25 protein-coding genes are annotated in these 20,016 nt (G+C 59.1%); 8 read left to right on the top strand and 17 right to left on the bottom strand.

What is annotated here, in order from left to right; genetic code table 11:
- Nucleotides 1–26 precede the first annotated feature (26 nt).
- The 3 genes from VMP31_RS10950 to VMP31_RS10940 are packed head-to-tail and all read right to left on the bottom strand — an operon-like array spanning nt 27 to nt 1,784.
- On the bottom strand, nt 27–539 hold the full coding sequence (locus VMP31_RS10950) for a hypothetical protein (protein WP_325506981.1): 513 nt from the start codon (nt 537–539) through the stop codon (nt 27–29).
- On the bottom strand, nt 532–1,275 hold the full coding sequence (locus tag VMP31_RS10945; RefSeq protein WP_325506979.1) for an alpha/beta hydrolase: 744 nt from the start codon (nt 1,273–1,275) through the stop codon (nt 532–534). Before VMP31_RS10945 ends, VMP31_RS10950 begins: the two co-directional genes overlap by 8 nt.
- Before the next feature lie 2 nt (nt 1,276–1,277).
- Entirely contained in the window at nt 1,278–1,784 is a 507-nt protein-coding gene (locus tag VMP31_RS10940; protein WP_325506977.1) for a PAAR domain-containing protein, read from the bottom strand.
- Nucleotides 1,785–1,961: 177 nt separating this feature from the next.
- On the opposite strand from VMP31_RS10940, the gene VMP31_RS10935 reads away from it, so the two are divergent.
- Together VMP31_RS10935 and VMP31_RS10930 are read left to right on the top strand one after the other, a co-directional pair.
- Nucleotides 1,962–2,396 (top strand): type II toxin-antitoxin system RelE/ParE family toxin, encoded by a 435-nt coding sequence (locus VMP31_RS10935; protein ID WP_414705451.1) that lies wholly within the window; start codon nt 1,962–1,964, stop codon nt 2,394–2,396.
- Entirely contained in the window at nt 2,393–2,671 is a 279-nt protein-coding gene (locus VMP31_RS10930; RefSeq protein ID WP_298146386.1) for a helix-turn-helix domain-containing protein, read from the top strand. The genes VMP31_RS10935 and VMP31_RS10930 overlap by 4 nt, the downstream gene beginning before the upstream one ends.
- A 373-nt stretch (nt 2,672–3,044) precedes the next feature.
- On the opposite strand, the gene VMP31_RS10925 is transcribed toward VMP31_RS10930, so the two are convergent.
- From VMP31_RS10925 to VMP31_RS10915, 3 genes are all read right to left on the bottom strand, one after another.
- A complete protein-coding gene (locus tag VMP31_RS10925) occupies nt 3,045–3,353 on the bottom strand; it encodes a hypothetical protein (RefSeq protein WP_325506973.1) in 309 nt (102 codons plus the stop codon).
- Nucleotides 3,350–3,574: an addiction module protein gene (locus VMP31_RS10920; RefSeq protein ID WP_305625382.1), complete on the bottom strand. Its 225-nt coding sequence runs from the start codon at nt 3,572–3,574 to the stop codon at nt 3,350–3,352. The genes VMP31_RS10925 and VMP31_RS10920 overlap by 4 nt, the downstream gene beginning before the upstream one ends.
- Nucleotides 3,575–3,708: 134 nt before the next feature.
- Nucleotides 3,709–4,608 (bottom strand): LysR substrate-binding domain-containing protein, encoded by a 900-nt coding sequence (locus VMP31_RS10915; protein ID WP_325506970.1) that lies wholly within the window; start codon nt 4,606–4,608, stop codon nt 3,709–3,711.
- A 119-nt stretch (nt 4,609–4,727) separates the two neighbouring features.
- Between VMP31_RS10915 and VMP31_RS10910 the strand changes: the two genes are divergently transcribed.
- The gene (locus tag VMP31_RS10910) at nt 4,728–5,429 is read left to right on the top strand and encodes an FMN-dependent NADH-azoreductase (protein ID WP_325506968.1); all 702 of its coding nucleotides are present in this window, start codon (nt 4,728–4,730) and stop codon (nt 5,427–5,429) included.
- 173 nt (nt 5,430–5,602) lie between these two features.
- Here VMP31_RS10910 and VMP31_RS10905 read toward each other — a convergent pair whose 3' ends face one another.
- The 3 genes from VMP31_RS10905 to VMP31_RS10895 form a co-directional block, all read right to left on the bottom strand.
- Nucleotides 5,603–5,824: an osmotically-inducible lipoprotein B gene (locus VMP31_RS10905; protein ID WP_325506966.1), complete on the bottom strand. Its 222-nt coding sequence runs from the start codon at nt 5,822–5,824 to the stop codon at nt 5,603–5,605.
- A gap of 347 nt (nt 5,825–6,171) precedes the next feature.
- Nucleotides 6,172–6,552 (bottom strand): hypothetical protein, encoded by a 381-nt coding sequence (locus tag VMP31_RS10900; protein WP_325506964.1) that lies wholly within the window; start codon nt 6,550–6,552, stop codon nt 6,172–6,174.
- Between the two features lie 281 nt (nt 6,553–6,833).
- Nucleotides 6,834–7,577, bottom strand: a complete 744-nt coding sequence (locus tag VMP31_RS10895; protein ID WP_325506962.1) for a class I SAM-dependent DNA methyltransferase — start codon at nt 7,575–7,577, stop codon at nt 6,834–6,836.
- 169 nt (nt 7,578–7,746) lie between these two features.
- Here VMP31_RS10895 and VMP31_RS10890 point away from each other — a divergent pair, with 169 nt between their 5' ends.
- Together VMP31_RS10890 and VMP31_RS10885 are read left to right on the top strand one after the other, a co-directional pair.
- Nucleotides 7,747–8,433, top strand: a complete 687-nt coding sequence (locus tag VMP31_RS10890; RefSeq protein WP_325506960.1) for a GNAT family N-acetyltransferase — start codon at nt 7,747–7,749, stop codon at nt 8,431–8,433.
- Nucleotides 8,434–8,714: 281 nt separating this feature from the next.
- Complete coding sequence (locus VMP31_RS10885; RefSeq protein ID WP_325506959.1) at nt 8,715–10,097, top strand: CSLREA domain-containing protein; 1,383 nt, start codon at nt 8,715–8,717, stop codon at nt 10,095–10,097.
- Nucleotides 10,098–10,123: 26 nt separating this feature from the next.
- Here VMP31_RS10885 and VMP31_RS10880 read toward each other — a convergent pair whose 3' ends face one another.
- Nucleotides 10,124–10,624 carry an MgtC/SapB family protein gene (locus tag VMP31_RS10880; protein WP_325506957.1) on the bottom strand — a complete coding sequence of 167 codons (501 nt, stop codon included), beginning with the start codon at nt 10,622–10,624 and terminating at the stop codon, nt 10,124–10,126.
- 308 nt (nt 10,625–10,932) lie between these two features.
- On the opposite strand from VMP31_RS10880, the gene VMP31_RS10875 reads away from it, so the two are divergent.
- The gene (locus VMP31_RS10875) at nt 10,933–11,331 is read left to right on the top strand and encodes an NUDIX domain-containing protein (RefSeq protein ID WP_325506955.1); all 399 of its coding nucleotides are present in this window, start codon (nt 10,933–10,935) and stop codon (nt 11,329–11,331) included.
- Here the strand turns inward: VMP31_RS10875 and VMP31_RS10870 are convergent.
- Entirely contained in the window at nt 11,328–11,753 is a 426-nt protein-coding gene (locus tag VMP31_RS10870; protein ID WP_325506953.1) for a GNAT family N-acetyltransferase, read from the bottom strand. The genes VMP31_RS10875 and VMP31_RS10870 overlap by 4 nt on opposite strands.
- Nucleotides 11,754–11,979: 226 nt before the next feature.
- Here VMP31_RS10870 and VMP31_RS10865 point away from each other — a divergent pair, with 226 nt between their 5' ends.
- Nucleotides 11,980–13,287, top strand: a complete 1,308-nt coding sequence (locus VMP31_RS10865) for a short-chain fatty acid transporter (RefSeq protein ID WP_325506951.1) — start codon at nt 11,980–11,982, stop codon at nt 13,285–13,287.
- Nucleotides 13,288–13,531: 244 nt separating this feature from the next.
- Nucleotides 13,532–14,899, top strand: a complete 1,368-nt coding sequence (locus tag VMP31_RS10860) for a sensor domain-containing protein (RefSeq protein ID WP_414705450.1) — start codon at nt 13,532–13,534, stop codon at nt 14,897–14,899.
- Nucleotides 14,900–15,246: 347 nt separating this feature from the next.
- Here VMP31_RS10860 and VMP31_RS10855 read toward each other — a convergent pair whose 3' ends face one another.
- The 6 genes from VMP31_RS10855 to VMP31_RS10830 form a co-directional block, all read right to left on the bottom strand.
- Complete coding sequence (locus VMP31_RS10855) at nt 15,247–15,975, bottom strand: carbonic anhydrase family protein (protein ID WP_325506947.1); 729 nt, start codon at nt 15,973–15,975, stop codon at nt 15,247–15,249.
- Nucleotides 15,976–16,040: 65 nt separating this feature from the next.
- Nucleotides 16,041–17,300, bottom strand: a complete 1,260-nt coding sequence (locus tag VMP31_RS10850) for a HAMP domain-containing sensor histidine kinase (protein ID WP_325506945.1) — start codon at nt 17,298–17,300, stop codon at nt 16,041–16,043.
- Nucleotides 17,290–17,973, bottom strand: coding sequence for a response regulator transcription factor (locus VMP31_RS10845; protein WP_325506943.1), 684 nt, complete (start codon nt 17,971–17,973; stop codon nt 17,290–17,292). The genes VMP31_RS10850 and VMP31_RS10845 overlap by 11 nt, the downstream gene beginning before the upstream one ends.
- A gap of 219 nt (nt 17,974–18,192) precedes the next feature.
- A complete protein-coding gene (locus tag VMP31_RS10840; protein ID WP_325506941.1) occupies nt 18,193–18,801 on the bottom strand; it encodes a DJ-1/PfpI family protein in 609 nt (202 codons plus the stop codon).
- A gap of 98 nt (nt 18,802–18,899) precedes the next feature.
- Nucleotides 18,900–19,193 carry a putative quinol monooxygenase gene (locus VMP31_RS10835; RefSeq protein WP_325507003.1) on the bottom strand — a complete coding sequence of 98 codons (294 nt, stop codon included), beginning with the start codon at nt 19,191–19,193 and terminating at the stop codon, nt 18,900–18,902.
- Nucleotides 19,194–19,334: 141 nt separating this feature from the next.
- Nucleotides 19,335–20,016, bottom strand: a 682-nt coding sequence (locus VMP31_RS10830; protein ID WP_325506939.1) for a transposase, incomplete at its 5' end; no start/stop codon positions are given.

Below are 20,016 nucleotides of genomic sequence, written 5' to 3'. Positions count from 1 at the left end.
AATCGACTCTGACCCTGAGGAATCCCCTAAATACCAACCTCCCGAAAAATATCCGCAACCGGCACCTGCATAGCGGCTGAGCGATAAGCCTTGAAGCCATGAGCAGTAGCCGTATATACACATGGCACTGACTGCTTACCCTGCAAAATGCGCTGCAACTCTTCAGCAAATAGCATGCGACTGCTACGTCCTTCGTTGAGATTTTCATCGAACATCAGTACGGCAGAGTAAACGAAGGCATCACCATCCGGCACCGGTTGAGTCACTGAAACCAAACCGCTGGCCCAATATTGGTCGGCATCGTGATTTATTGACACCTTATCGAGCCCTAGCGAACAACGGAGTATGCTGCTTATAGGCCGTTTCTCTTTTTCAAAAACATTCAAAAAATCAATATTCGATGAAAATTTCACCTTATAAAGATCTGTGCTCCCTTCCCGCTTTAGCTCAAGATAATGAAGTTCTGCAGCAGGAGAACCATGCTCTTTAGCGCACCCAAAAAATAACGGGAGCACAATCAACCATAGATATCTAGACACGACAGCCACCGTCAATATAAGTATTAATAGACTCGAAAAGGATATCAGAAGCCGACGCACTATCACGCACAGGGTTTATAAACATATCTAAAGCACGGGCATGGTTCACGTCCATCTGAGCATTGACATCTGGACCACTATCCACTCGCCATTGCTCACCGAAATTAGCCACCGAGTCAGAGCTATCAAGGCGATTGGGGGCTGCTCGAACGTTTATCCAATACCCACTTACAGGCTCCGGCCTGCTGAAATAGACATCGGAACCCAGCCAAACCAAGGCACCTTCTCCAACAGGGTCCAGAGTAATTAGCATTTCAACCTTATACCCTTTCTCGCTTAGGATCTTGGATAGATGAGCCCCATTCCATCCCCCAAGACTATGCCCAACAATATAAACAGGCGCTGATTTATCCGGTATACCTTTATAAACGTATTTATCAATATCCCACCCACCACGCACTTCGCTATACCCAAGATAATGCGCCTGGTAGAACTGAGAACGACCAGCCTGACGAATACGGCCAGCAAAGCTCTTATAAGCGTCTTCAATGTTATTATAAGGCCCCACCATATAATAAGACTCTTTATCCCCAGCCCCACCAATGAAGAAAACTACAACTCTGCAATTACTTACCTCAACGACTTTTGGCGCTTGGTTTTCCGAAGGTGTCAGCGTAGGCGACGCTGCTAGGGTTGCCTCTTTTCCGCTTGGAAGTATGACTTTTTGAGCTTCCATGCTCAGTCCTCTATATAGATTTCGATGGTTTCAGCACGACTCGGGTTGATAATCAGCGAAGTAAACCCCTGATCATCGGACTGTCCGTACTCAAGCCGACCGTCCTCATGTTTAACCGCATAGTTTCTATGCGCCAGCGGCCGACCGCTTCGGCTATCGAGCAACTGGAAACGGTCATTGAAAGCGGCCTGAATATTCAGCGGCGTAACCGGGATAAACGGCGCGCCGCCACCGCTATTGCCAATGATTACGGTGCCCGAGCCGGCAATGATGGTGTTGCCATGGGCACCCACACTGCCCAGCGTGGCGGCGTTGAGGCCGTTGATAAAAACGGTTGGCGAAACGTTGCTGGCGATAGGGCTGCCACAAGCCGACACGTCGCTCAGTCGGGCGGCATTGAGCCCATCGAACAACACATCGGAAGAACCCGCCACAATCGGGTTAGTACCATGCCCTGGGACCGGGCATGCGGTGGGGTCGGTAACGCGTGCAGCGGGTTTGCCGCTCATATGCAATCTCCTTGGTCCGAGACCTATGCTTGAACATGTCATGGACACGTATTGGTCCGCGACAGCATTGTATCTGCATGGTACAGCCCGACGGTGATCTAGCGCACAGCCAAACAGAACCCGCCCATAAGAGCGGGCTGGTCCCTGAATGGAGCACGCTGCACGACTGCCCATTGGATGCGGCATCCAAGTGGGCAACCTCATCACATCCCGCCGCCCAGCAAACCTAAGCTTGATAGACAAGAGGCGCTTGCCCACCCCATACAAAATTTTGTATTACCTAGCGCACGATACGGAACCATAGGCGGTTCCCTCGAGGACCTGCGCACGTTTCCAGAAGAGGCTCGGCGAGAAGCCGGGCACCAACTGGATCAGGTGCAACAAGGTCGTGAGCCGGACGATTGGAAGCCAATGCCAAGCATCGGCACTGGCGTTCGCGAAATACGTATCCGCGAGGCTTCTGGCGCTTTCCGGGTGATCTATGTTGCGAAGTTTGAAGCCGCCATTTTCGTCTTGCACTGCTTCCAGAAGAAAACCCAGAAGACCAGCCGCGCGGACATTGTGCTGGCCACCCAACGATTGAAGGATTTGGTAAAGGAGTTAGACCCATGAGCCAACGTTTTGAAAGCGTCTGGGATGCCATTGAGGACACCCCAGCCCAAGCCGAAAACATGAAGGTGCGGTCCGCTTTGATGATCGCCTTGAAAGAACGCATTGAGGCTGAAGGCTTGTCGCAAGCGAACGCGGCCAAGCTGTTCGGCGTCACTCAGCCGCGTATTTCTGATCTGCTTCGCGGCAAGGTCACGCTATTCAGCATCGACACACTGATCAACATGCTGGCCACCGCTGGGCTGCATGTAGAGCTGCATATCGCTCAAGCAGCCTAAGGGAAAAGGGGACAGATCGTTGCCCGCTTCTACTGGTTTCGTCCTTACGGCGAGTCAGGCTAACCCGAAGCGAGTCAAGGGGTTGAGCGGCATGAATGCCGCGAGGGGCCAGGGCTGGCCCTTCGTCGGTGGGCCGCATCCGGTCGGGCCCCGGGAACAATGATGGAGTGAGGAAACGGAGCGAGGCGGAGTAACAGCCGCAGGCTGGCCCGAAGGGTGAGCGTAGCGAAATCCGGATGCCGGGGCGTGTTTCTTTTGCTCACTTTTCTTTGCACCTGCCGGCGCTCCGGGAGCAAATAAAAGTGAAGCACCCGAGGGGCGAAACCCGCTCGACCAAACGCAGCCGATGCGGCGTTTAACCACCAATCTGGAGCTAAAAAGGATGAAAGTTAAAGCCTGCCGAGCCAGTACTGTGGGCGTCGGCGGTGATGGGCAACAGCAGAACCTGAAAACCGTCAGACTTTTCCCGGTAATCGATGGATAACGGAAAGCGCTGGAGGGGAACTCTGCGAATATCTGGCTCAAGTTCAACTCGCCAGGCTTTGGGCGACTCGCCAATCAATGTGGCCAGGGCCTCGAACTCCGTGATGAAGGCCCCACCCAATCCAGGTACCTTCGATTCGTAATAACCGACTGATTCCAGAAACTCGGCCTCCGCTGCCGGGTGAAAAGAATAATTCATCGAATCAGGGCTCTAGCCTTCTTCATCACCTCATCACCGGGCACAGCCTGAACCGAGCCACTATCAAGCTCTTCTGCTCGCCGTCGTGCTTCAAGCAACCAATCTGATCGAAGCTCTTCTTCTGAGGGGGCTTCCAGACTCAGGACCAAACGCTGGATCAGCTGTGCCCGCTCCTTCTTGGGAAGGTGCAGGGCTTCATCCTCAATTTTCTGCAGATCCATGGCAAAACCTCTCGCTTATCTACCGGCAAATCTTGGCACGGATGGCTAGCGGGTGCCATGGCTAGATACCTGCGCTTTACAAGGGGCAACCCAACTGGATATCCACATCGCATGGGCTGTCATATCGCCCAACGCTAAAGCGTACAAAGCCCTCCCGGTACCGCCATTACCCAATCCCGCACTGCCTGAATGGTCGGATCGTTTTTGCGGTTTTCCGGGTACACCAGAAAGAACGGCTTGCCTTCCAGTTCCGGGCCGAAGGGCTGTACCAGCCGGCCTTCCTTCAGCTCATCCTCGATCAGTTGCCGACTCATCAACGCCACACCCTGCCCGCCGATGGCGGCCGAGACGGCGTGGGTCTCGTCGGAGAACACCAGCCCGGCGCTGACATCCAGCCCCGGCACCTGGGCCTGCTTCTGCCACAGGGCCCAATCCAGCGGTGAAGAAACGGCGGCCTGATTGCGGAAATGAATCAGCGAATGCTTGGGCAGCTCGGCCGCATCATGCAAACCAAGATGCGGGCTGCAGGTCGGGATAAAGCTGTTGTCGAACAGCTTTTCTGCCACCAGCCCCGGCCAGCGGCCGTCGCCATAACGGATGGCGATATCTGCGGTGACGCCATCCAGCGCCACCGGCTCATGGGAGGCGTGAATGCGTAGGTCAATATTCGGATGGGCATCGCGCAGCATGCACACCCAGGACAGCAGCCAGCGCACCGCCACGGCAGGCGTGGTGCTAAGCGTAATGGCCTGGCGACAGGGCACCGCGCTGAGGCGTGTGGCCGTTGCGCTGATGCTGTCAAACGCGGTTTCCAGCACCTGCTGTAGCTCGCGCCCCTGGGCGGTCAATTCTAGCTGGCGTGGCTTGCGCAGAAACAACGCGACCCCGAGGGACTCTTCCAGGGCGCGGATCTGATGACTGATCGCCGTAGCGGTCACCGAGAGTTCTTCGGCGGCCTGCTTGGCGCTCTCGTGGCGAGCGGCCGCCTCAAAGGCCCGCAGGGCAGAAAGCGAAGGTAACCAGCGCTGCGCCATAGGTGAGCTCTCCTCAGCCATACCTGAAAATAATCGTCGTTTGTCGCCCGTGCGGGCTGAACTTAGCCTGAGTCTGCTGCGAATAACAGATGAATTCAACTTCGAAAAGGAGACTCGACATGCCACATATCCTGCACCTGGATGCCAGCGCCCGCCCCGGCCTCGCCGGCAAGGATCAACACGGCTCGCACAGCCGCAACCTTACTCAGCGCTTTGTCAGCCAATGGCTAGCCCGCCGCGCGCAAGACAGCCTCACCTACCGCGACATCGGCCAGAACCCACCCTCGATCATCGACCACGACTGGATCGCCGCCGCCTTTACCCCGGAGGAAAAACGCGAGCCGTGGATGCAGGACACCCTGGCGGAGAGCGACCAACTAGTCGATGAATTGATTGCCGCGGACGTGCTGGTGATCGGCGCGCCGCTCTACAACTTCAGCATGCCGGCCGCGCTCAAGGCCTGGATCGACCAGATCGTACGCACCGGCAGAACCGTGGCATTCGACGAAAGCAACCCACTCGACCCTTACGTGCCGATGCTCGCCGACCGCCCCCGGCATGCCGTCATCCTCTCGGCCCGAGGCGGGGTCGGCTTCGACGCCGGCGGCGCGATGGCCCATATGAACCATCTGGAGCCAAGCCTGATCACCGCCCTCGGCTTTATCGGCATTACCCAGGTGCACCAGATTGCCATCGAGGGTCAGGAAGTGGGCGGTGAACTGCTGGCCGAGTCGGTGGCTCAGGCCCTGAGCCAGGTCGATGCCCTGGTGGTGCAGCTGCAGCGGGCGCTGCAGGTAAACCGCACGCCAGAGCCGGCCTGAAAACCAACCGCCTGCGTCACGGTGGCGGCAAGGGTGGACAACGCGAAGCCTGTCCACCTTGATGGCCGCAAGCGCTACGCAAGGCAGAGCGCAACGAGTAAACCGTACCCAAGAACAACAATAAGCGACGAATTAACGCAGAAAGCCTCGCGGCCCTCACGCTGCTCGGCCTATTACTTTTTCTTATCGTCCTTGCCAACTTCGTGACCAATCACCCCGCCCACGGCGGCACCGACGCCAGTGCACAGCACGCCGCCGCATAACAGGTGACCGGCGGCACCGCCAATTACTGCGCCGCCAGCGGTTGTCTTGTCCTGATGGGACATATTCGAGCAGCCACTCAGGCCCAGGGTGGAAAGCAGAATGCCGGTAAACAGCAGTTTGGGAATACTCATATGATTGACTCCAATGCGACGCCTTATGAAATGCTCCGGCGTTTTGCCCGCTTCCACAGAGGACGACACTTCACTCTGTGTTCGCGACGGGCGGGCGTCTGTGCGTTAGCAAACTTAGCGGGCGTCACCGGGGGCAGATTTTTCTCCGCTGCCCGCTTCTACTGGTTTCACCGCAGGGGCAAAGCACAGCGGAGTCACAGCCCGGGAGCCCCCTCAAACACATCAGCGGCGTCAAGCCGCCATAGTGCTCGACTCACGCAGAAACCAAGCAAAGAAAGTCACACCCGGCGGGCTAGCGTTTTGGGGGCTCGTTTGGGGCAATGGCAAAGGGAAGACGCCGTAGGGGTTTAGTCGTTGCGTGCCTGCTCAATCCGCTTATCAAGCTCGGCTGGTGGCAGATTTTGGGTCGAGTTGAGCGTCAGCCAGACAGCCCGCAGGATGTTGATCGCAGCCATGCTCAAGTGTTGTTCGGCGGCACGCAGGGCCAGTTCGGCCGCCAGGCGTTTGTCGGCAGCGCTCAGATGCGCCGCTTTGTGGGTCATCTCTGCATCGACGCTGGCCAACAGCCCCTGGAGTTCGTGCACAGCCTGATCCGAGGCCTCACGCATGTCCGCCAGTAGGCGGCTGGCTTCAGCAGGCGTCATGGCCAAGGCGCGGACGCTGCGAAACGTCAGCCGGGCGGGCAAGGTGGCCAAACTAAAACCCGTCGAAAGTAACTTGCCAATCATCTCGATAACTCCTGTTAAAGAGTGCATCTCAAACTACTTCAGCAGTGCACCAGAGTAAATCATCAAAAGTGCCTGCCCATCATCTGCCCCAAAAGGGCAAATTCGTGGATGGGTCGGGCCGCGTAGGTTAAGCGCAGCGATACCCGCCCCCTGCTTGGCTAACACCACCACCGCACACTAACAGTCAGAACGTTAACGTGCATTTCCATGGTTATTGGGGAAGACAGAGTAGCCCGCACAAGCAGCGGCCTGCATTAGCGCACCCGCTTTTGCTCAACGCCCTAAATCTTTACGCAGGCAAACAGCGCATTCCCGGAAGCACCATCCCAGGGGATGATCTTCTGGTAATCATGCTCAAGCACATGCACCTCAAAGTACGGCTGCAACAGCGCCTGTAGCTCAACAAAACCCACGGCGACCATGGGATGTTCGTCGTGCCATAGCTGGGTTTGCGCGGCGGTCGTCTTTTCGATACTGAGTTTCAGCGATTGCTGCTCGCCCTCGCCGCTGTAATGCCAGCCGGAGCTAAAGGTGAACAGGCTTTCGGCATGCGTGGCGGTGTGGGATGCAAATAAGTGGTTGTCGATTTTGCCCTTGTCGACCACGTTAAAGCAGAACAGGCCATTGGTATCGAGTGCCGCATGCACGCTGGCGATGCAGGCTTTTAGCCGCGCAATTGCGCCGCTGTAGTGAATGGAATAGAGAAAGCAGGTGATCAGGTCCTGCGGCTCATTCACCGTGAAGCTGCACATATCCTGCACGGAGAAGTGCGCCTGCGGGCAGCGAATGACGGCTTTGTCCAGCATGGGCTGGTTGATATCGAGGCCACTGCTTATGTAACCGGCATCGATAAAATGGCGCACATGGGGCCCGGTGCCACAGGCCAGATCGAGGTGGCGGATACCCGCGTTACCAAACAGCTGCTGCAGCCGGTGGATAGCGTGGCTTTGCGCCTGGTAGTCGATATCGGCGCACATCAGATCGTAATAATCAGACAGGTCGGTATAGAGGGCATTAACGGACATAGTGACCTGATGATGGGCGATCGGCTTTTTGCGGTGGCGCATCATAGCCCAAGCCAGGCCGCCCTCGTTCAGATCCCTGACTTAGCCGTGGCAAGGAACAAAGCCGCAGGCGTTACAATGCCGCCCACGCCAAAACCGCACTCGCGCAAGCCCCGGAGCCAGACTGACGATGTTCACCCTTGTACACCTGGACACCCCGCCACCCGAGTCACTGAAAAGCCAGATTCTGCAGATGGTGGTGGACTACTTCAGCGACATCAGCCCGGTATCGCTGACGCCCAGCAATCCCCTCTACCAGCTGTACCAGTACGTCATCGGCTACGAGATGCATCTGTATCTGCAGGCGATGGACAGTGCCCTGGAGACCAGCGCGCGGGTGATCCTGGCCCTGGATGATCAGGACCCCTCGCAGGTGCTGGGCTTCGCGCTTTACCTGCCGGCCAAGGGTGACCCTGCGGCCTGTACCCTGGCTTATATGGCAGTGCAGGCCAGCCACCGTCGCCACGGCATTGCCCGCGCCATGCTGCAACAGATGATCAGCCGTCACCCGCATGCCGAGCTGGCCTGCGTGGCAGGCAAGGTCGCCACCTTCGAGGCCATGGGCTTTCAGGTGCTGGCAGCGCGCGGGCCGCAGGTGCTGATGAACACCAGAAACTACAGCTCGGACGGCATGCTGGCCGTGCAGGACCTGGTGCCGATCTTCCAATCCACGGAAGTCCGGCAGATCCACGCCTACCTGGTAAAGCAACACGGCAAGCGGGCCATGAGCGATGCGGAAAAACAGCGCGATCGCCTACTCGACCAGATGGCCCAGCAGGCGCAGGCTCTGGTGCGCGAGCGGCTTATCGTGCATTGAGTAATGCGCAGCATGGCTGAGTAATTTTCCACGGGGTGAACATCCACCTTGCTCCGCCGTTTGCTTCCTTCCGTCCGCAATTCTGCCGGATGACTGAACTCCCCACGCCGCCTCGGACTCCACACCTGAGGCAGTTTATCCGCAACCACAGTTAACCCTTTGGCCGCAGCCGTTACCTGCGTTGAGCATACTTGCACCCGCGCTTGGCCGGTAATACCGGGCCGTGAGCGGGGCGCACAAGTACTCACGCCCGTTGTTTGTCACTTCCAAGGAGTTTCACGATGACGCTTGCCCTCAACGGTCGGATAACGGTTCTGTGCGGCCTGCTAACGACTACGGGCGCGTTCGCCAGCGAGCCGTTGCAGGTCACCCTGAGCGCCGATGAATACGACGGTATCTGTGATGCCCATTGCTCCCTGCGTGATGCGATAACGGCGGCCAACCAGGCCGGCGGCGCGCAGCATATCCGCCTGGCACCCGGCGACTATGTGCTCAGCCGGCCGAGCCTACCGGATGACAACGGCTTTGCCGGCGATGAGGACGACAACCTCGACGGCGACTTCGATGTGCTGGGCGAGCTGACCATTCAGGGCAGCGGCGAGGAGCAGACGCGAATTATCAGCCAGGTCGAGAGCCGCTTGTTCGAGGTGCGCCCCGGGGCGCGCCTGTCATTGTTGCGCCTGAGCCTGGAAAACGGCCGCTCGGGGCGCAACGGCGGCGCGCTGGAAAATCATGCCGAGCTGCTATTACGCCAAGTGCGGCTGGTCAACAACCAGGTCAGCACCCCGCACTCGATAGCCAGCCCACCGCCGCTGGCCGAAGCATTCGACTGGGGCCAGGGCGGGGCTCTGGCCAACTACGGCAGCGCACAGATTTATGCCTCGACGTTCCAGCGCAGCAAGGCGATGGGGCTGTATTACGGCAACAACTTCGGCCGTGGCGGGGCCATCTTCAATACCGGCGTGCTGCTGGTGCGCGACAGCCACTTCGAGCGTAACAGCGTCGATGACCAGGCCGACCGCGGGCATGGCGGCGCACTCTACAACCTGGGCACGGCCGATATCGCGCGCAGCCTGTTCACCGTCAATCAGCACGCGGAAATGGGCGGCGGCGGTGCCATATTCAATACCGGGACCGGGCTGTTGAAACTGAGCAACAGCACCCTGAGCAATAACTGGAGCGCCATCTACAACGGCTATGTGGAATCCCCCAGCGAGCCGGTACCGAGCGCCACGCTGATCAACGTCAGCATCGCCACCTCCAACGGCCCGGCCCTGGTGAACCGAGGCGAGGTGTTGATCCGCAACAGCCTGATGGTCGGCAACTACGACTCGTATGAGAGCGATCAGGCCGCCGACTGCATCACCTACGGGCCCGTATCAAGCTATCGCGCGGTCGGCTTGCTGACCAGCTCGCCAACCAGTACCTGCACGGCGGACCGCCACGAAACCGCCGAGCGGGTGTTCAGTCACTTGCTCGAACCACTGGCGGACAACGGCGGTTTGACCCAGACCCTGGCCCTGCGCCCCGGCAGCATGGCCCTGGATGCCGGCCTCGGCTCCTGCAGCGGCCACGACCAGCGCCGCCAGCCACGCCCGCTCGACGGCACAGGTGATGGCGTCGCGGTCTGTGATCTGGGTGCTTATGAGCGGGCGCAGCCCTAGGGGCTGTTGAGCCCTCGGGGGCCAACTTACTCCGCCTTGTCCTCATTGCCATTGGGCTTAGGGTCCAGAAACAGCGGCACAATATGCAGGATCAGCAGCGCCATCAGGGTGCCGAGCACTGCAGTCGCTTCATGGCCCAGCCCCACGGCCACGCCTATGGCCGCCGTGGCCCATAAGCCGGCGGCAGTGGTCAGGCCTTGCACATCGGCAATGTGCTCGCCTTTGAGAATGGTGCCCGCGCAGAGAAAACCGATACCGGCGACGACGCCCTGAATCACCCGGCTCATGGCATCGTGACTCGCACCTTCTATCTCCAACAACATGAGGAAAACACTGGCCCCCAGACACACCAGCATATGCGTACGCACACCAGCAGCCTTGCCCTTTACCTCGCGCTCATAGCCCAGCAGCCCGCCCAGCAATAAGGCCAGGGTCAGACGCAGGGTGGCGCGGGTCAGGTCCTCCACTTGGCCGAGGTCGGAAAATTCGGCCTGCAGGGTTGTCAGAATACGCTCGGTTAAGTCCATCTACCTCTCCTGCTCGGGCCCATTAACCTCTGAGTCAGGCGTGGCGCATTAGGTTCGACTTATCCCGTGAGGCCAGGCCGCTCAAGCAGAACCTGGAAACGCTCAAGCAATCGTTACGCAGGCCAATAGCGCTTTCGCGCAAGTACCCTTCCATGGGATGTTCGTCGTGCCACCGCAGGTGGTTTTACCGAGCCTCGGCGATTGCTGCGCGCCCTCGCCGCCGTGATCAATGGAATGAGAGAAAGCCGGTAATCAGCGAATCAAGCGCAGCACTGCACACAGAGCCACATCAACCCAAGCGAAAAAACATGACCACGCTGACCATTTCCGCCGCCTGCCTGATCGACGACGCCGGCCGCCTGTTGCTGGTGCGCAAACGCAATACCCAGGCCTTTATGCTGCCCGGCGGCAAAGCCGAGCCCGGTGAAAACGCTATCACCGCCCTGACCCGCGAACTGCAGGAAGAACTCAACCTCAGCCTGCCAGCCGCCGCGCTACAACCACTCGGCCAGTTCCGCGCCGCTGCCGCCAACGAGGCCAACACCTGGATCGACGCCAGCGTCTTTCAGGCCCGCCTGCCCCACAGCGTCAGCGCCGCCGCCGAGCTGGAAGAACTGCGCTGGCTCGCACCCGGCGACGCACTGCCGGAGACACTGGCACCGCTGCTACGCGAGCATGTGCTGCCGCTGCTGTGGCCAATGGCTTAGGCCAGTCGTTTCTGGAAAAACAGGCGCTGACGCCCTGGAGGGAAATCTTCGAGGTGACCGAATTCAGTGAAGCCATGCCGTTGGTAAAACGCCGGTGCCTGGAAATCAAAAGTATCGAGCCAGATCCCGACGCAGCCTTTTTCACGTGCAACCTCTTCGGCCATATTGATCAGGCGTGACCCCGTGCCTTGTCCCCTTGCCTGCTCAGGTATGGCCAGCAACTCGATAAATAGCCAACGATAAAAAATCTCGCCATACAGGCCGCCAATGATTTCGTTGCTGTGCTCATCGCGCACTAGCAGCGCGATTGCCTCTGGCTTTGGATCACCCGCCTGAGCAACGTTATAAGCCCGCAAAGGCCGGAGGATAGCCGCGCGCTCATCTTCGCCTGGGTTGACCGTCAATTCGATACGAGTACTCATTCGCTGGCCCTGTGGATATTTACACCGATATGGAGATCCGTCGCCGCAGTGTCACACCTGCGCGTTGAAGCATTCTTGCCACGTATTACTGCAGCAAATAATTTTGCAGCAGTTATGCACTATCCGGGGTCTGGTAATACACCGGGCTCAGCTTCGAGTGGCATTACTCCGAGAGGAGAATCCGGAAAACTCCAATGACAATTTTAAAATAATGGAGGCATTCAACATGCTTGACCGTGCAGCCAAACCCTTAGTGAAGCTGGTAGAGCGATACCTACCAGATCCTTTTATATTCGTGCTGATACTCACTCTGGTGGCGTTTGCTGCCGCAATTATTGTTGAAGGCCATGGACCGATGGCTGTGATCAATATGTGGGGGGAGGGATTCTGGAACCTGTTGAGCTTCTCGATGCAGATGCTGCTCGTGCTGGTGACCGGTTTTATGCTGGCCAGTACCCCACTGGTTCGGAACATCCTCAACCGCCTCGCGTCCCTCGCGAAAACGCCGGGGCAGGCAATTGTTCTGGTCACCTTTGTGGCGTTGATCGCCAGCTGGATTAACTGGGGTTTTGGCCTGGTGGTTGGGGCGTTGTTTGCCAAAGCCCTGGCGCGCCAGATCCGCGTGCATTATCCGCTGCTGATTGCCAGCGCATACTCGGGTTTTATCGTCTGGCACGGGGGCCTGGCCGGGTCAATTCCGCTCGTCATCGCCACCGAGGGGCATTTCAGCCAAAGCGTGATTGGGGTCATTGGCACGGGCGAAACGATTTTCGCGTTCTTTAACCTGGCCATCGTGCTCGCGCTGTTTATTGTGGTGCCGACAGTCAATCGCCTGATGCTGCCCAGCGCAGAAGACAGTACCTATGTAGACCCGAAGGTACTGGATGATCTGCCGGACACCCAGATCACTATCACCCGCCCTGCGGAGCATCTGGAAAATAGCCGGATTCTGGCCTGGCTTGTGGGTTTCGGTGGCCTTGCCTTTATCTTTCAGTACTTTCTCAACGACGGTGGGCTGAACCTGAACATCGTCAACTTTATGTTCCTGTTTCTGGCGATCATTTTGCACCAGACCCCACGCCGGTTATTGGACAGCCTGAACGAAGCAGTGAAAGGCAGCGCCGGCATCGTTATCCAGTTTCCCTTTTATGCCGGGATCATGGGTTTGATGACCGCTTCGGGGCTGGCCGCCAGTATTTCTGCTGGGTTTGTGTCCATTGCTACGGCCGAAAGCTTGCCGTTCTGGAGTTTTATCAGCGCAGGGCTGGTGAATATCTTCGTGCCCTCAGGCGGCGGGCAATGGGCTGTTCAGGCCCCCGTCATGTTGCCTGCGGCTCAGGAACTGGGGGCGAGCATCCCCCGTGTTGCGATGGCCGTGGCCTGGGGTGATGCCTGGACCAACCTGCTACAACCCTTCTGGGCGTTGCCCGTACTGGCTATTGCCGGGCTAAAGGCAAAAGACATCATGGGCTACTGCTTGATGCTGCTGGTAATTACCGGAATCATCATCAGCATAGGTTTGACCTGGTTCTGACGCCGCGATGACTCTGCGCAGAGCCCCAGTTTTCTATCCCACGATAGTGCGCTGTTCGACTATCGTTTGCCGTGTGTCATCGATGCAGTCGGCCGCCGGACGGGATTCGGGGCCGTGCCCGAGTAGCAGGGCTGAAACCACGCAGCACTATCGCCTCACGCGAAAGAACACTGGGTTATAGAACACTGTCACGGAGAATCATCGTGCTAGCGAAGCTTGCAGGCCTACCCGTATATTTGTTGCCATGATGTCAAAAACCCAACTGCCTCACGACAAACTCCTGGATCTGCTGCTGGACGTTGTCTGCGTAGTGGATAAAGAGGGGCGCTTTCTATCGGTCAGCGCGGCCAGCGAGCGCGTCTTCGGTTATCGGCCCGAAGAAATGATTGGCCGGACCGCCTTTGAAATGATGCACCCCGACGATCGCGCTGCCAGCCAGGCGCTCGTAGAGCGCATTAATCTGGGCCAACCCTCCCAGGATCATGAGAACCGTTACATTCATAAAGACGGCCATATCGTTCATATCATGTGGTCGGCCCAATGGCTTGAAGCCGAGCAGGTGCGGGTGGGTGTGGCTCGGGATATTACCGAGCGCAAGCATGCCGAAGCGATGCAGGCAGCCTTGTATGCGATATCGGAAGTGGCCCACTCCGCTGACGATTTGCAGACGCTCTATAAGCGGGTGCACGAGGTGATTGGCCAACTGCTGCCCGTCGAGAGCTTTTTTGTGGCGCTATACGACGCCGCGAGTGAGCAGCTCAGCTTTCCCTATTACGTCGATCAATTTGCCGCGCCTGAGTCCCCCCTGCCTCTGGAGTCAGACGCCTTCTGCGCCGAGGTTATTCGCTCAGGGGAAGCCTTGCTGTTAACGCCGGAGACGGCCGAGCAGATGCTGGTAAAGACTGGCACGCTGGCCGGCAAGCACGCCCTTGACTGGCTTGGCGTGCCGCTGATATCGGGCACCGAGACCATCGGCGCGCTGGTGCTGCAGAGCTATTGCGGGGCCGCGCGTTACACCGAACAGAACAAGGAGCTGCTGCAGTTTGTAGCGAGCCAGGTGGCGGCTGCGATAGCGCGTAAACACACGCAAACGCGCCTGGAGTTTCTTGCGCAGTACGACCAACTGACTGAGCTGCCCAACCGGGCGCTGTTCCTGGACCGCCTGCGCGGTTCTCTGCACCGAGCGCAACGCGATTCATTACGGCTGGCGGTGCTTTATCTCGACATGGATAACTTCAAGCACATCAACGACACCTTTGGTCACACCACAGGCGACCACCTGCTGCGGGAAGTTGCCCATCGCCTCAGGCAGTGCGTGCGCGAATCCGATACGGTTAGCCGCTTGGGCGGTGACGAGTTCGCCGTTCTGCTGGATAACATCACCAGGCAGGAAGACGCCATCCTGGTGGCCGAGAAAATCCTTGCCGCCCTGAGCGCCCCCTACCTTCTGGAAGGCAACGCCTTGATTAGCGCGCCCAGCCTGGGTATCGCGGTCTACCCTGAGCACGGCCAGAATGATCTGCATCTGGTTCGGCGCGCGGATGAAGCCATGTACGTGGCCAAACGCAGTGGCGGCAAGCGCTATATTGTTGTCGAGAAGCCAGGGAAGTAGGAGCGGCCCCGTCATCCAGACGCCGCGCTGTTGCGCAGCAAACTGGAGGCAATTGCGTCTTTCGGCTTGTAGGTATCTGTAGGACCGGCTGGGCGGCACTCCGCCATGCCCGCGATGCGTTTCGCGGGCATGGCCCGCTCCTACAGGTCTTTGTTCGCATTTAATTTCTGCATATAAAACAAATAGTTATTCTTTTTTCGATGAGCGCGACTGGGCGGCACTCCATCATGGCCGCGATGGGTTTCGCGGCTATGACCCTGGCCGGCCCTACCCCTGTCCTTATCGGCAACGCCGGGCAGCTATCAGCAGCCAGCCCAGCGCGCCGTCGCGTACTGCGCTTATTCCAGCTATTCCAACACAGGGCGAGCGTTAACCGCTTGCACGGGGCGGTTGTTGTGGTGATGGATCACCTGCAGGAACTGCTCGATCTGCGCTTTGGATGCCGTAATCGGCTGTTTCATCACCAGCCAACGCACGCCCTCGGAGCAAGGGGGCGTGGTCAATGAGCCATTGAAGCGGTAGTAATCGCGGTTTTCAGGCAGGATTTCCAGCGGGGAGATATCTGCAGTCAGGGCCAGTTTTTCGCCTTTTTTCGGCAGCTGCGCCCATGCCTTTTCCAGCGCCTTGCTGGCTTCGCCCTCGGTCACCATGACCGCTACAACGGCCAGGTTGCCATTCTTGTCGGCGTGTACCAGGTGCCCTTCCATGGGGAAGGATTTGCCCTTGATCAGGTTTTCACTGGGCACGTGAAAGTGGAACTGTTTGAGCTCGAACTGAATGCCGTCAACGACGATGGAGCTTCCCGTCTGGGCGTTTATTTGAACGGTGTGGCCGTTGTTAAGAATTTCTGCGCTGCCGGCGTTGTAGGCAAAGGCAATGGGCTCCAACTTGGCATCGATAAACCCGCTCAGGTTGATGGGTGACTGGTTGCTGCCGGCACAGGCACCGTATTCTGGGCTGAGCTTGGCCCAGTTCTCCGGCCCCGCGGCACCGCTATAGTCCCAGGCGGCACCGTCACTGCAGAACGCCATACCGGACGACAACAACAGACCTACTGCAATCACTGCTCTTTTCATGCGTTTCCTCTCGACTACCTTGCTGACGGAGTCGACACGATAGATACCCCGGCGTTAAGGCGGCGTTAAGGGGTTTGAATCGCCGGTAGCACTGGAAAGCACAGGACAAAACGGGTGCCCCCACCTGGCGGAACCTCCAGGCGCACGTCCCAGCCGATATGATCGGCCACACGTTTGACGATCGACAGCCCCAGGCCCGTACCCTCGTGTGCCGGCCAATTACCCTCGTGCACAAAACGTTCGAACAAGCGCTCGCGCACCCGCTGGGGAATGCCCGTACCGCTGTCTTCGACCACCAGCCGACCCGCGCCAAGTTGCACGGTAATGCTGCCCTGCTCGGTATGTTGGCAGGCGTTGCGCAGCAGGTTGCCGATGATGATTCCCGCCAGCTCGGGGCGCACATGGGCCGCGACCTGCTCGCTCAACTCCAGCCGGCATTCGACCGTTTTGCCGTACAGCAGTGGCCGGCAACGCTCCATTTCCGCTTCGATAATGCCGTTTAGCACGGTACGCGGCGCATCCAGCGTCTCGGGTGCGCGCGCCAGCAGAAGCAACGCACTGACCCGCTGCGCGGTTTCGCCCGCCACCCGGCGAATACGCTCCGCCGTCGCGCATTGCGCCGGCTGGTCGGCCAGTTGCGCGGCCAGCACTTCCGCCGCGCCGAGCATGACGGTCAGCGGCGTGCGCAATTCATGGCTGACGTCGCCGGTGAACATCTGCTCGCGCAACAGAAACTGCTGCAGTTCGTCGGTGCGCTTGGCGAAAGCGCGGGCCAGGACGCCAATTTCATCTTGCGCCTTAAGCGACGGCAGTTCCGTCGCCCCTGCATTGCGCTGCACCGCATCGGCCAGGGCCGCCACCGGCGCGATCAGCCGCCGCACACTGAGCATGCCCAGCGCCACGGCGAGCAGCACACTGACGGCAAAGCCGCTGGCCAGAGACAGCAGGATAATCAGCTCCGTATGTGCAAGCTCATCAACCTCCTGCACCACCGCATAACGGCTGCCGCCCTGCCCGCGCAGCAGTGCATGGACATGCTGGTTGTCGAGCGTCAGCTCATGGAGGCCCGCCGGCAGCTGCCGCAGCTCCAGCGGAATACTGGCGTTGACGAGGAAGCGTACGTCCGGCGGCGCGTCGGGTATATGCCCCTGCTGCTGGGCGGCGATCAGCCCGTCGGCCATCTTGGCCAGGCGTACATCGATGACCTGATCCTCGATAATCGCCACGGAAATATAGGAAACCAGGCTAAAAACACTGGCCACCGTCACCGCCAGCAGCATGTAGGCGAAGGTGATCTGCTGCTTGAGCGAGAGCCTAGGTTTCATCAGGAGCCGCCAATCGATAGCCGGTGCCCGGCAGCGTCAGCAGCAGCGGCTGGGGGAACGGCTTGTCTAGCACCCGGCGCAGGGTATGAATATGGGTGCGCAAGGCATCGCTCTCCGGCGGATTGTCGCCCCACACTTCGCGCTCGATCTCTTCGCGCGTCATCAGCCTTGGCGCGGCGCGCATCAGGGCGCTGAGAATCTTGTAACCCGTAGGGGTCAGGTCGAGCGGCTGCCCTGCGCGGGTGGCCCGGCCGATACCTGCATCCAGGCGCAGCTCGCCAAAGGTCAGCACCGCTTGCACATGCTCATTGCGTGAGCGACGCACCAGCGCCTTCAGGCGGGCATCCAGTTCGGGCAGGGAATAGGGTTTGACCAGATAGTCGTCGGCCCCGGCCTCGAAGCCGGCCAGTTTGTCGTGCACCGTGTCCCGCGCGGTCAGCATCAGGATCGGCGTGGTCAGCTGATACTCGCGGCGCAGCGTGCGGCACACCTCCATGCCATCCATCCCCGGCAACGACAGATCGAGGACAATCGCATCATGGCAACTGCCCGTAGCGCACGCGACGCCGGCATTGCCGTTGCGCGCCACATCCAGCGTGTAGCCAAGAGGCTCCAGAAAGCCATACAGATTGGCGATGATGTCCGGGTTGTCCTCGACAATCAGTACATGCATGAGTGGTTTTCCCTGGCCAGTATTAGCAGGCCGTTGAAAACCACCTGCATTGGCAATACTGGCCTAAGAACAGCCTGTTAGCGCGGTAATAGCGCCCAATATTGACCGACACCGCCCAGAGAGTGCCCGAGATAAAGCTGTGGAACCGGTAGCCACGGTGAACGCCATCACGCGCCCCTGTCGCCGTGATGGCCATAACGATGGCACCAAGCGGTTAGCTCAGCCACGGCCCAGATAGGGTTCGATATTGCCGAGCGCCCGTGCCACGTACTCCTCCTTTTCCCCGACCGGGGCGACGTAGTGCAGCGCTTCGGCCGCAGCATCACGTCCAACCAGCCGCGCCAGGGTCCAGGCGGCGAGATAGATCGAGGCTAGGCAACCGCCGGCAGTGGCCAGGTTGCCGCGAGCGAAGAACGGTTGCTCCAGCACCTCGATGCCAGCCTCCTGTACCCAGGGTTTTGTCGTGAGGTCGGTGCAGCCCGGAATACCTGCCAACAAGCCGGCCTTTGCCAGCAACAGGGTGCCGGAACACTGCGCGCCGATCAGCTGGCGTTTAGGATCAAGCCGCGCCAGCAGCTGCAACACGTCTGCGTCCTGGGCAATCTCGCGGGTCTTGATGCCGCTGCCAACCAGTACCGCATCGAATGATTCGATCTCATCCAACCGGGCTTGGCGATGCAACTTCACGCCATTCATCGAAGTGACCGTTTCACTCGGCGCGGCCAGGGACACACGCCAGCCCGGCTGTTTGATGCGATTGAGGATGCCCAGGGCAATCAGCGAATCCAGTTCGTTGAAGCCGTCAAAGGTGAGGATGGCGATATGCATAGCGGACCCTGCGCGATGGAGTCCGGTCATTCTGTTCCCGGCAGCCGCGGTGACATAGACACAGTCGCATGCGGCAATAACCATACAGACGCGAGGCGTCAGCTCGCCGGGCTAAGCATTTCTATTTCTCGAATCTCGAAGTCACTGCGCAGGTAGTCCATTCGCTGCTCATGGAACTGGCGCATATGCGGCAAGGCACTGTGAGTCGCCAGATGCTCTTTCGACTGCCAGACCTCATAGAAGATAAACAGCGTCGGGTCGCGGCCATCGCGCAGCATGTGGTAGGCGATGCAGCCCGCCTCGGCGCGGCTGGGCTCGACATAGGCGCGGAACAGCGCCTCGAACTCGGAGGCCTTTTCCGGCCCAGACCGTGTAAAAACGCAGTAAGCAATGGCAATCAGCTGCCGGGGAGTTTTCTCAGTGTCCAGGAGGCCGTAAGAGGCCCAATCAGGCCCATTCCGTGATTCTGGTTGCTATGGCACTTTCGGCTTCGGCGCGCCTGCTGGAGGGCGGCAAGAGTCGTAAAACAGGCATCAGGCCTTCATCGCTGCCATCAGGGCACTGCTGCCCAGCAAGTTCAACACACGTTTGAGATTGTAGGCGAGCACATGCAGGCTCATTTCGGTGCTCACTCGGTCGAGAGTCTTGGTGAGGAAGTGGGTGGCACCCATCCAGGACTTCAGCGTGCCGAACGGGTGCTCGACCGTTTGGCGGCGGATCCGCATCATCTCGGGCGCTTGATCCAGTCGATCCTGCATCGCCTCAAGCACGGCCTCATGCTCCCAGCGGCTCACTCGCCGCTCTGAGCTAGGCGTACAGTGCTCTTTCAACGCACAACCTTGGCAGTGCGAACTCCAGTAGCGGTGCAGCTTCAGCCCTTTCTCGACGCTTGAGTACCGCCAGATCAGACTTTGCCCAGCCGGGCATCGGTACTCGTTCTTGGCTGCGTCATAGATGAAATCACCTTTGCCGAAGCGGCCAGCCGCTGTCGCTCCCGAGGTCAGCGTCTTGGGCACGAAAACGGTGATTCCAGCCTCATGACACGCCAGGATTTCTTCGCCTTTGAAATACCCCCTGTCTGCGACCGCCGAGAGCTTCTCGACACCCATGGCCTCTCGCGCTTGCTTGGCCATGGAACTCAGCTGGTCACGATCAGCCCCATCGTTCGTGACCTCGTGCGTCACGATCAGGTGGTGCTTCGCGTCGACCGCCGCC

The organism is Pseudomonas sp. (assembly GCF_035512415.1).
Classification (GTDB): Bacteria; Pseudomonadota; Gammaproteobacteria; order Pseudomonadales; family Pseudomonadaceae; genus Aquipseudomonas.
The sequence above is the reverse complement of the archived record's forward strand: the minus strand, read 5'-3'. Positions and strand labels throughout refer to the sequence as shown.

Excerpts from the sequence above, each read along its gene's own strand:
- VMP31_RS10945 (WP_325506979.1), bottom strand. The coding sequence starts at position 1,275 with ATGGAAGCTCAAAAAGTCATACTTCCAAGCGGAAAAGAGGCAACCCTA.
- VMP31_RS10940 (WP_325506977.1), bottom strand. The coding sequence starts at position 1,784 with ATGAGCGGCAAACCCGCTGCACGCGTTACCGACCCCACCGCATGCCCG.
- VMP31_RS10935 (WP_414705451.1), top strand. The coding sequence starts at position 1,962 with ATGCGGCATCCAAGTGGGCAACCTCATCACATCCCGCCGCCCAGCAAA.
- VMP31_RS10930 (WP_298146386.1), top strand. The coding sequence starts at position 2,393 with ATGAGCCAACGTTTTGAAAGCGTCTGGGATGCCATTGAGGACACCCCA.
- VMP31_RS10925 (WP_325506973.1), bottom strand. The coding sequence starts at position 3,353 with ATGAATTATTCTTTTCACCCGGCAGCGGAGGCCGAGTTTCTGGAATCA.
- VMP31_RS10920 (WP_305625382.1), bottom strand. The coding sequence starts at position 3,574 with ATGGATCTGCAGAAAATTGAGGATGAAGCCCTGCACCTTCCCAAGAAG.
- VMP31_RS10915 (WP_325506970.1), bottom strand. The coding sequence starts at position 4,608 with ATGGCGCAGCGCTGGTTACCTTCGCTTTCTGCCCTGCGGGCCTTTGAG.
- VMP31_RS10910 (WP_325506968.1), top strand. The coding sequence starts at position 4,728 with ATGCCACATATCCTGCACCTGGATGCCAGCGCCCGCCCCGGCCTCGCC.
- VMP31_RS10905 (WP_325506966.1), bottom strand. The coding sequence starts at position 5,824 with ATGAGTATTCCCAAACTGCTGTTTACCGGCATTCTGCTTTCCACCCTG.
- VMP31_RS10900 (WP_325506964.1), bottom strand. The coding sequence starts at position 6,552 with ATGATTGGCAAGTTACTTTCGACGGGTTTTAGTTTGGCCACCTTGCCC.
- VMP31_RS10895 (WP_325506962.1), bottom strand. The coding sequence starts at position 7,577 with ATGTCCGTTAATGCCCTCTATACCGACCTGTCTGATTATTACGATCTG.
- VMP31_RS10890 (WP_325506960.1), top strand. The coding sequence starts at position 7,747 with ATGTTCACCCTTGTACACCTGGACACCCCGCCACCCGAGTCACTGAAA.
- VMP31_RS10885 (WP_325506959.1), top strand. The coding sequence starts at position 8,715 with ATGACGCTTGCCCTCAACGGTCGGATAACGGTTCTGTGCGGCCTGCTA.
- VMP31_RS10880 (WP_325506957.1), bottom strand. The coding sequence starts at position 10,624 with ATGGACTTAACCGAGCGTATTCTGACAACCCTGCAGGCCGAATTTTCC.
- VMP31_RS10875 (WP_325506955.1), top strand. The coding sequence starts at position 10,933 with ATGACCACGCTGACCATTTCCGCCGCCTGCCTGATCGACGACGCCGGC.
- VMP31_RS10870 (WP_325506953.1), bottom strand. The coding sequence starts at position 11,753 with ATGAGTACTCGTATCGAATTGACGGTCAACCCAGGCGAAGATGAGCGC.
- VMP31_RS10865 (WP_325506951.1), top strand. The coding sequence starts at position 11,980 with ATGCTTGACCGTGCAGCCAAACCCTTAGTGAAGCTGGTAGAGCGATAC.
- VMP31_RS10860 (WP_414705450.1), top strand. The coding sequence starts at position 13,532 with ATGATGTCAAAAACCCAACTGCCTCACGACAAACTCCTGGATCTGCTG.
- VMP31_RS10855 (WP_325506947.1), bottom strand. The coding sequence starts at position 15,975 with ATGAAAAGAGCAGTGATTGCAGTAGGTCTGTTGTTGTCGTCCGGTATG.
- VMP31_RS10850 (WP_325506945.1), bottom strand. The coding sequence starts at position 17,300 with ATGAAACCTAGGCTCTCGCTCAAGCAGCAGATCACCTTCGCCTACATG.
- VMP31_RS10845 (WP_325506943.1), bottom strand. The coding sequence starts at position 17,973 with ATGCATGTACTGATTGTCGAGGACAACCCGGACATCATCGCCAATCTG.
- VMP31_RS10840 (WP_325506941.1), bottom strand. The coding sequence starts at position 18,801 with ATGCATATCGCCATCCTCACCTTTGACGGCTTCAACGAACTGGATTCG.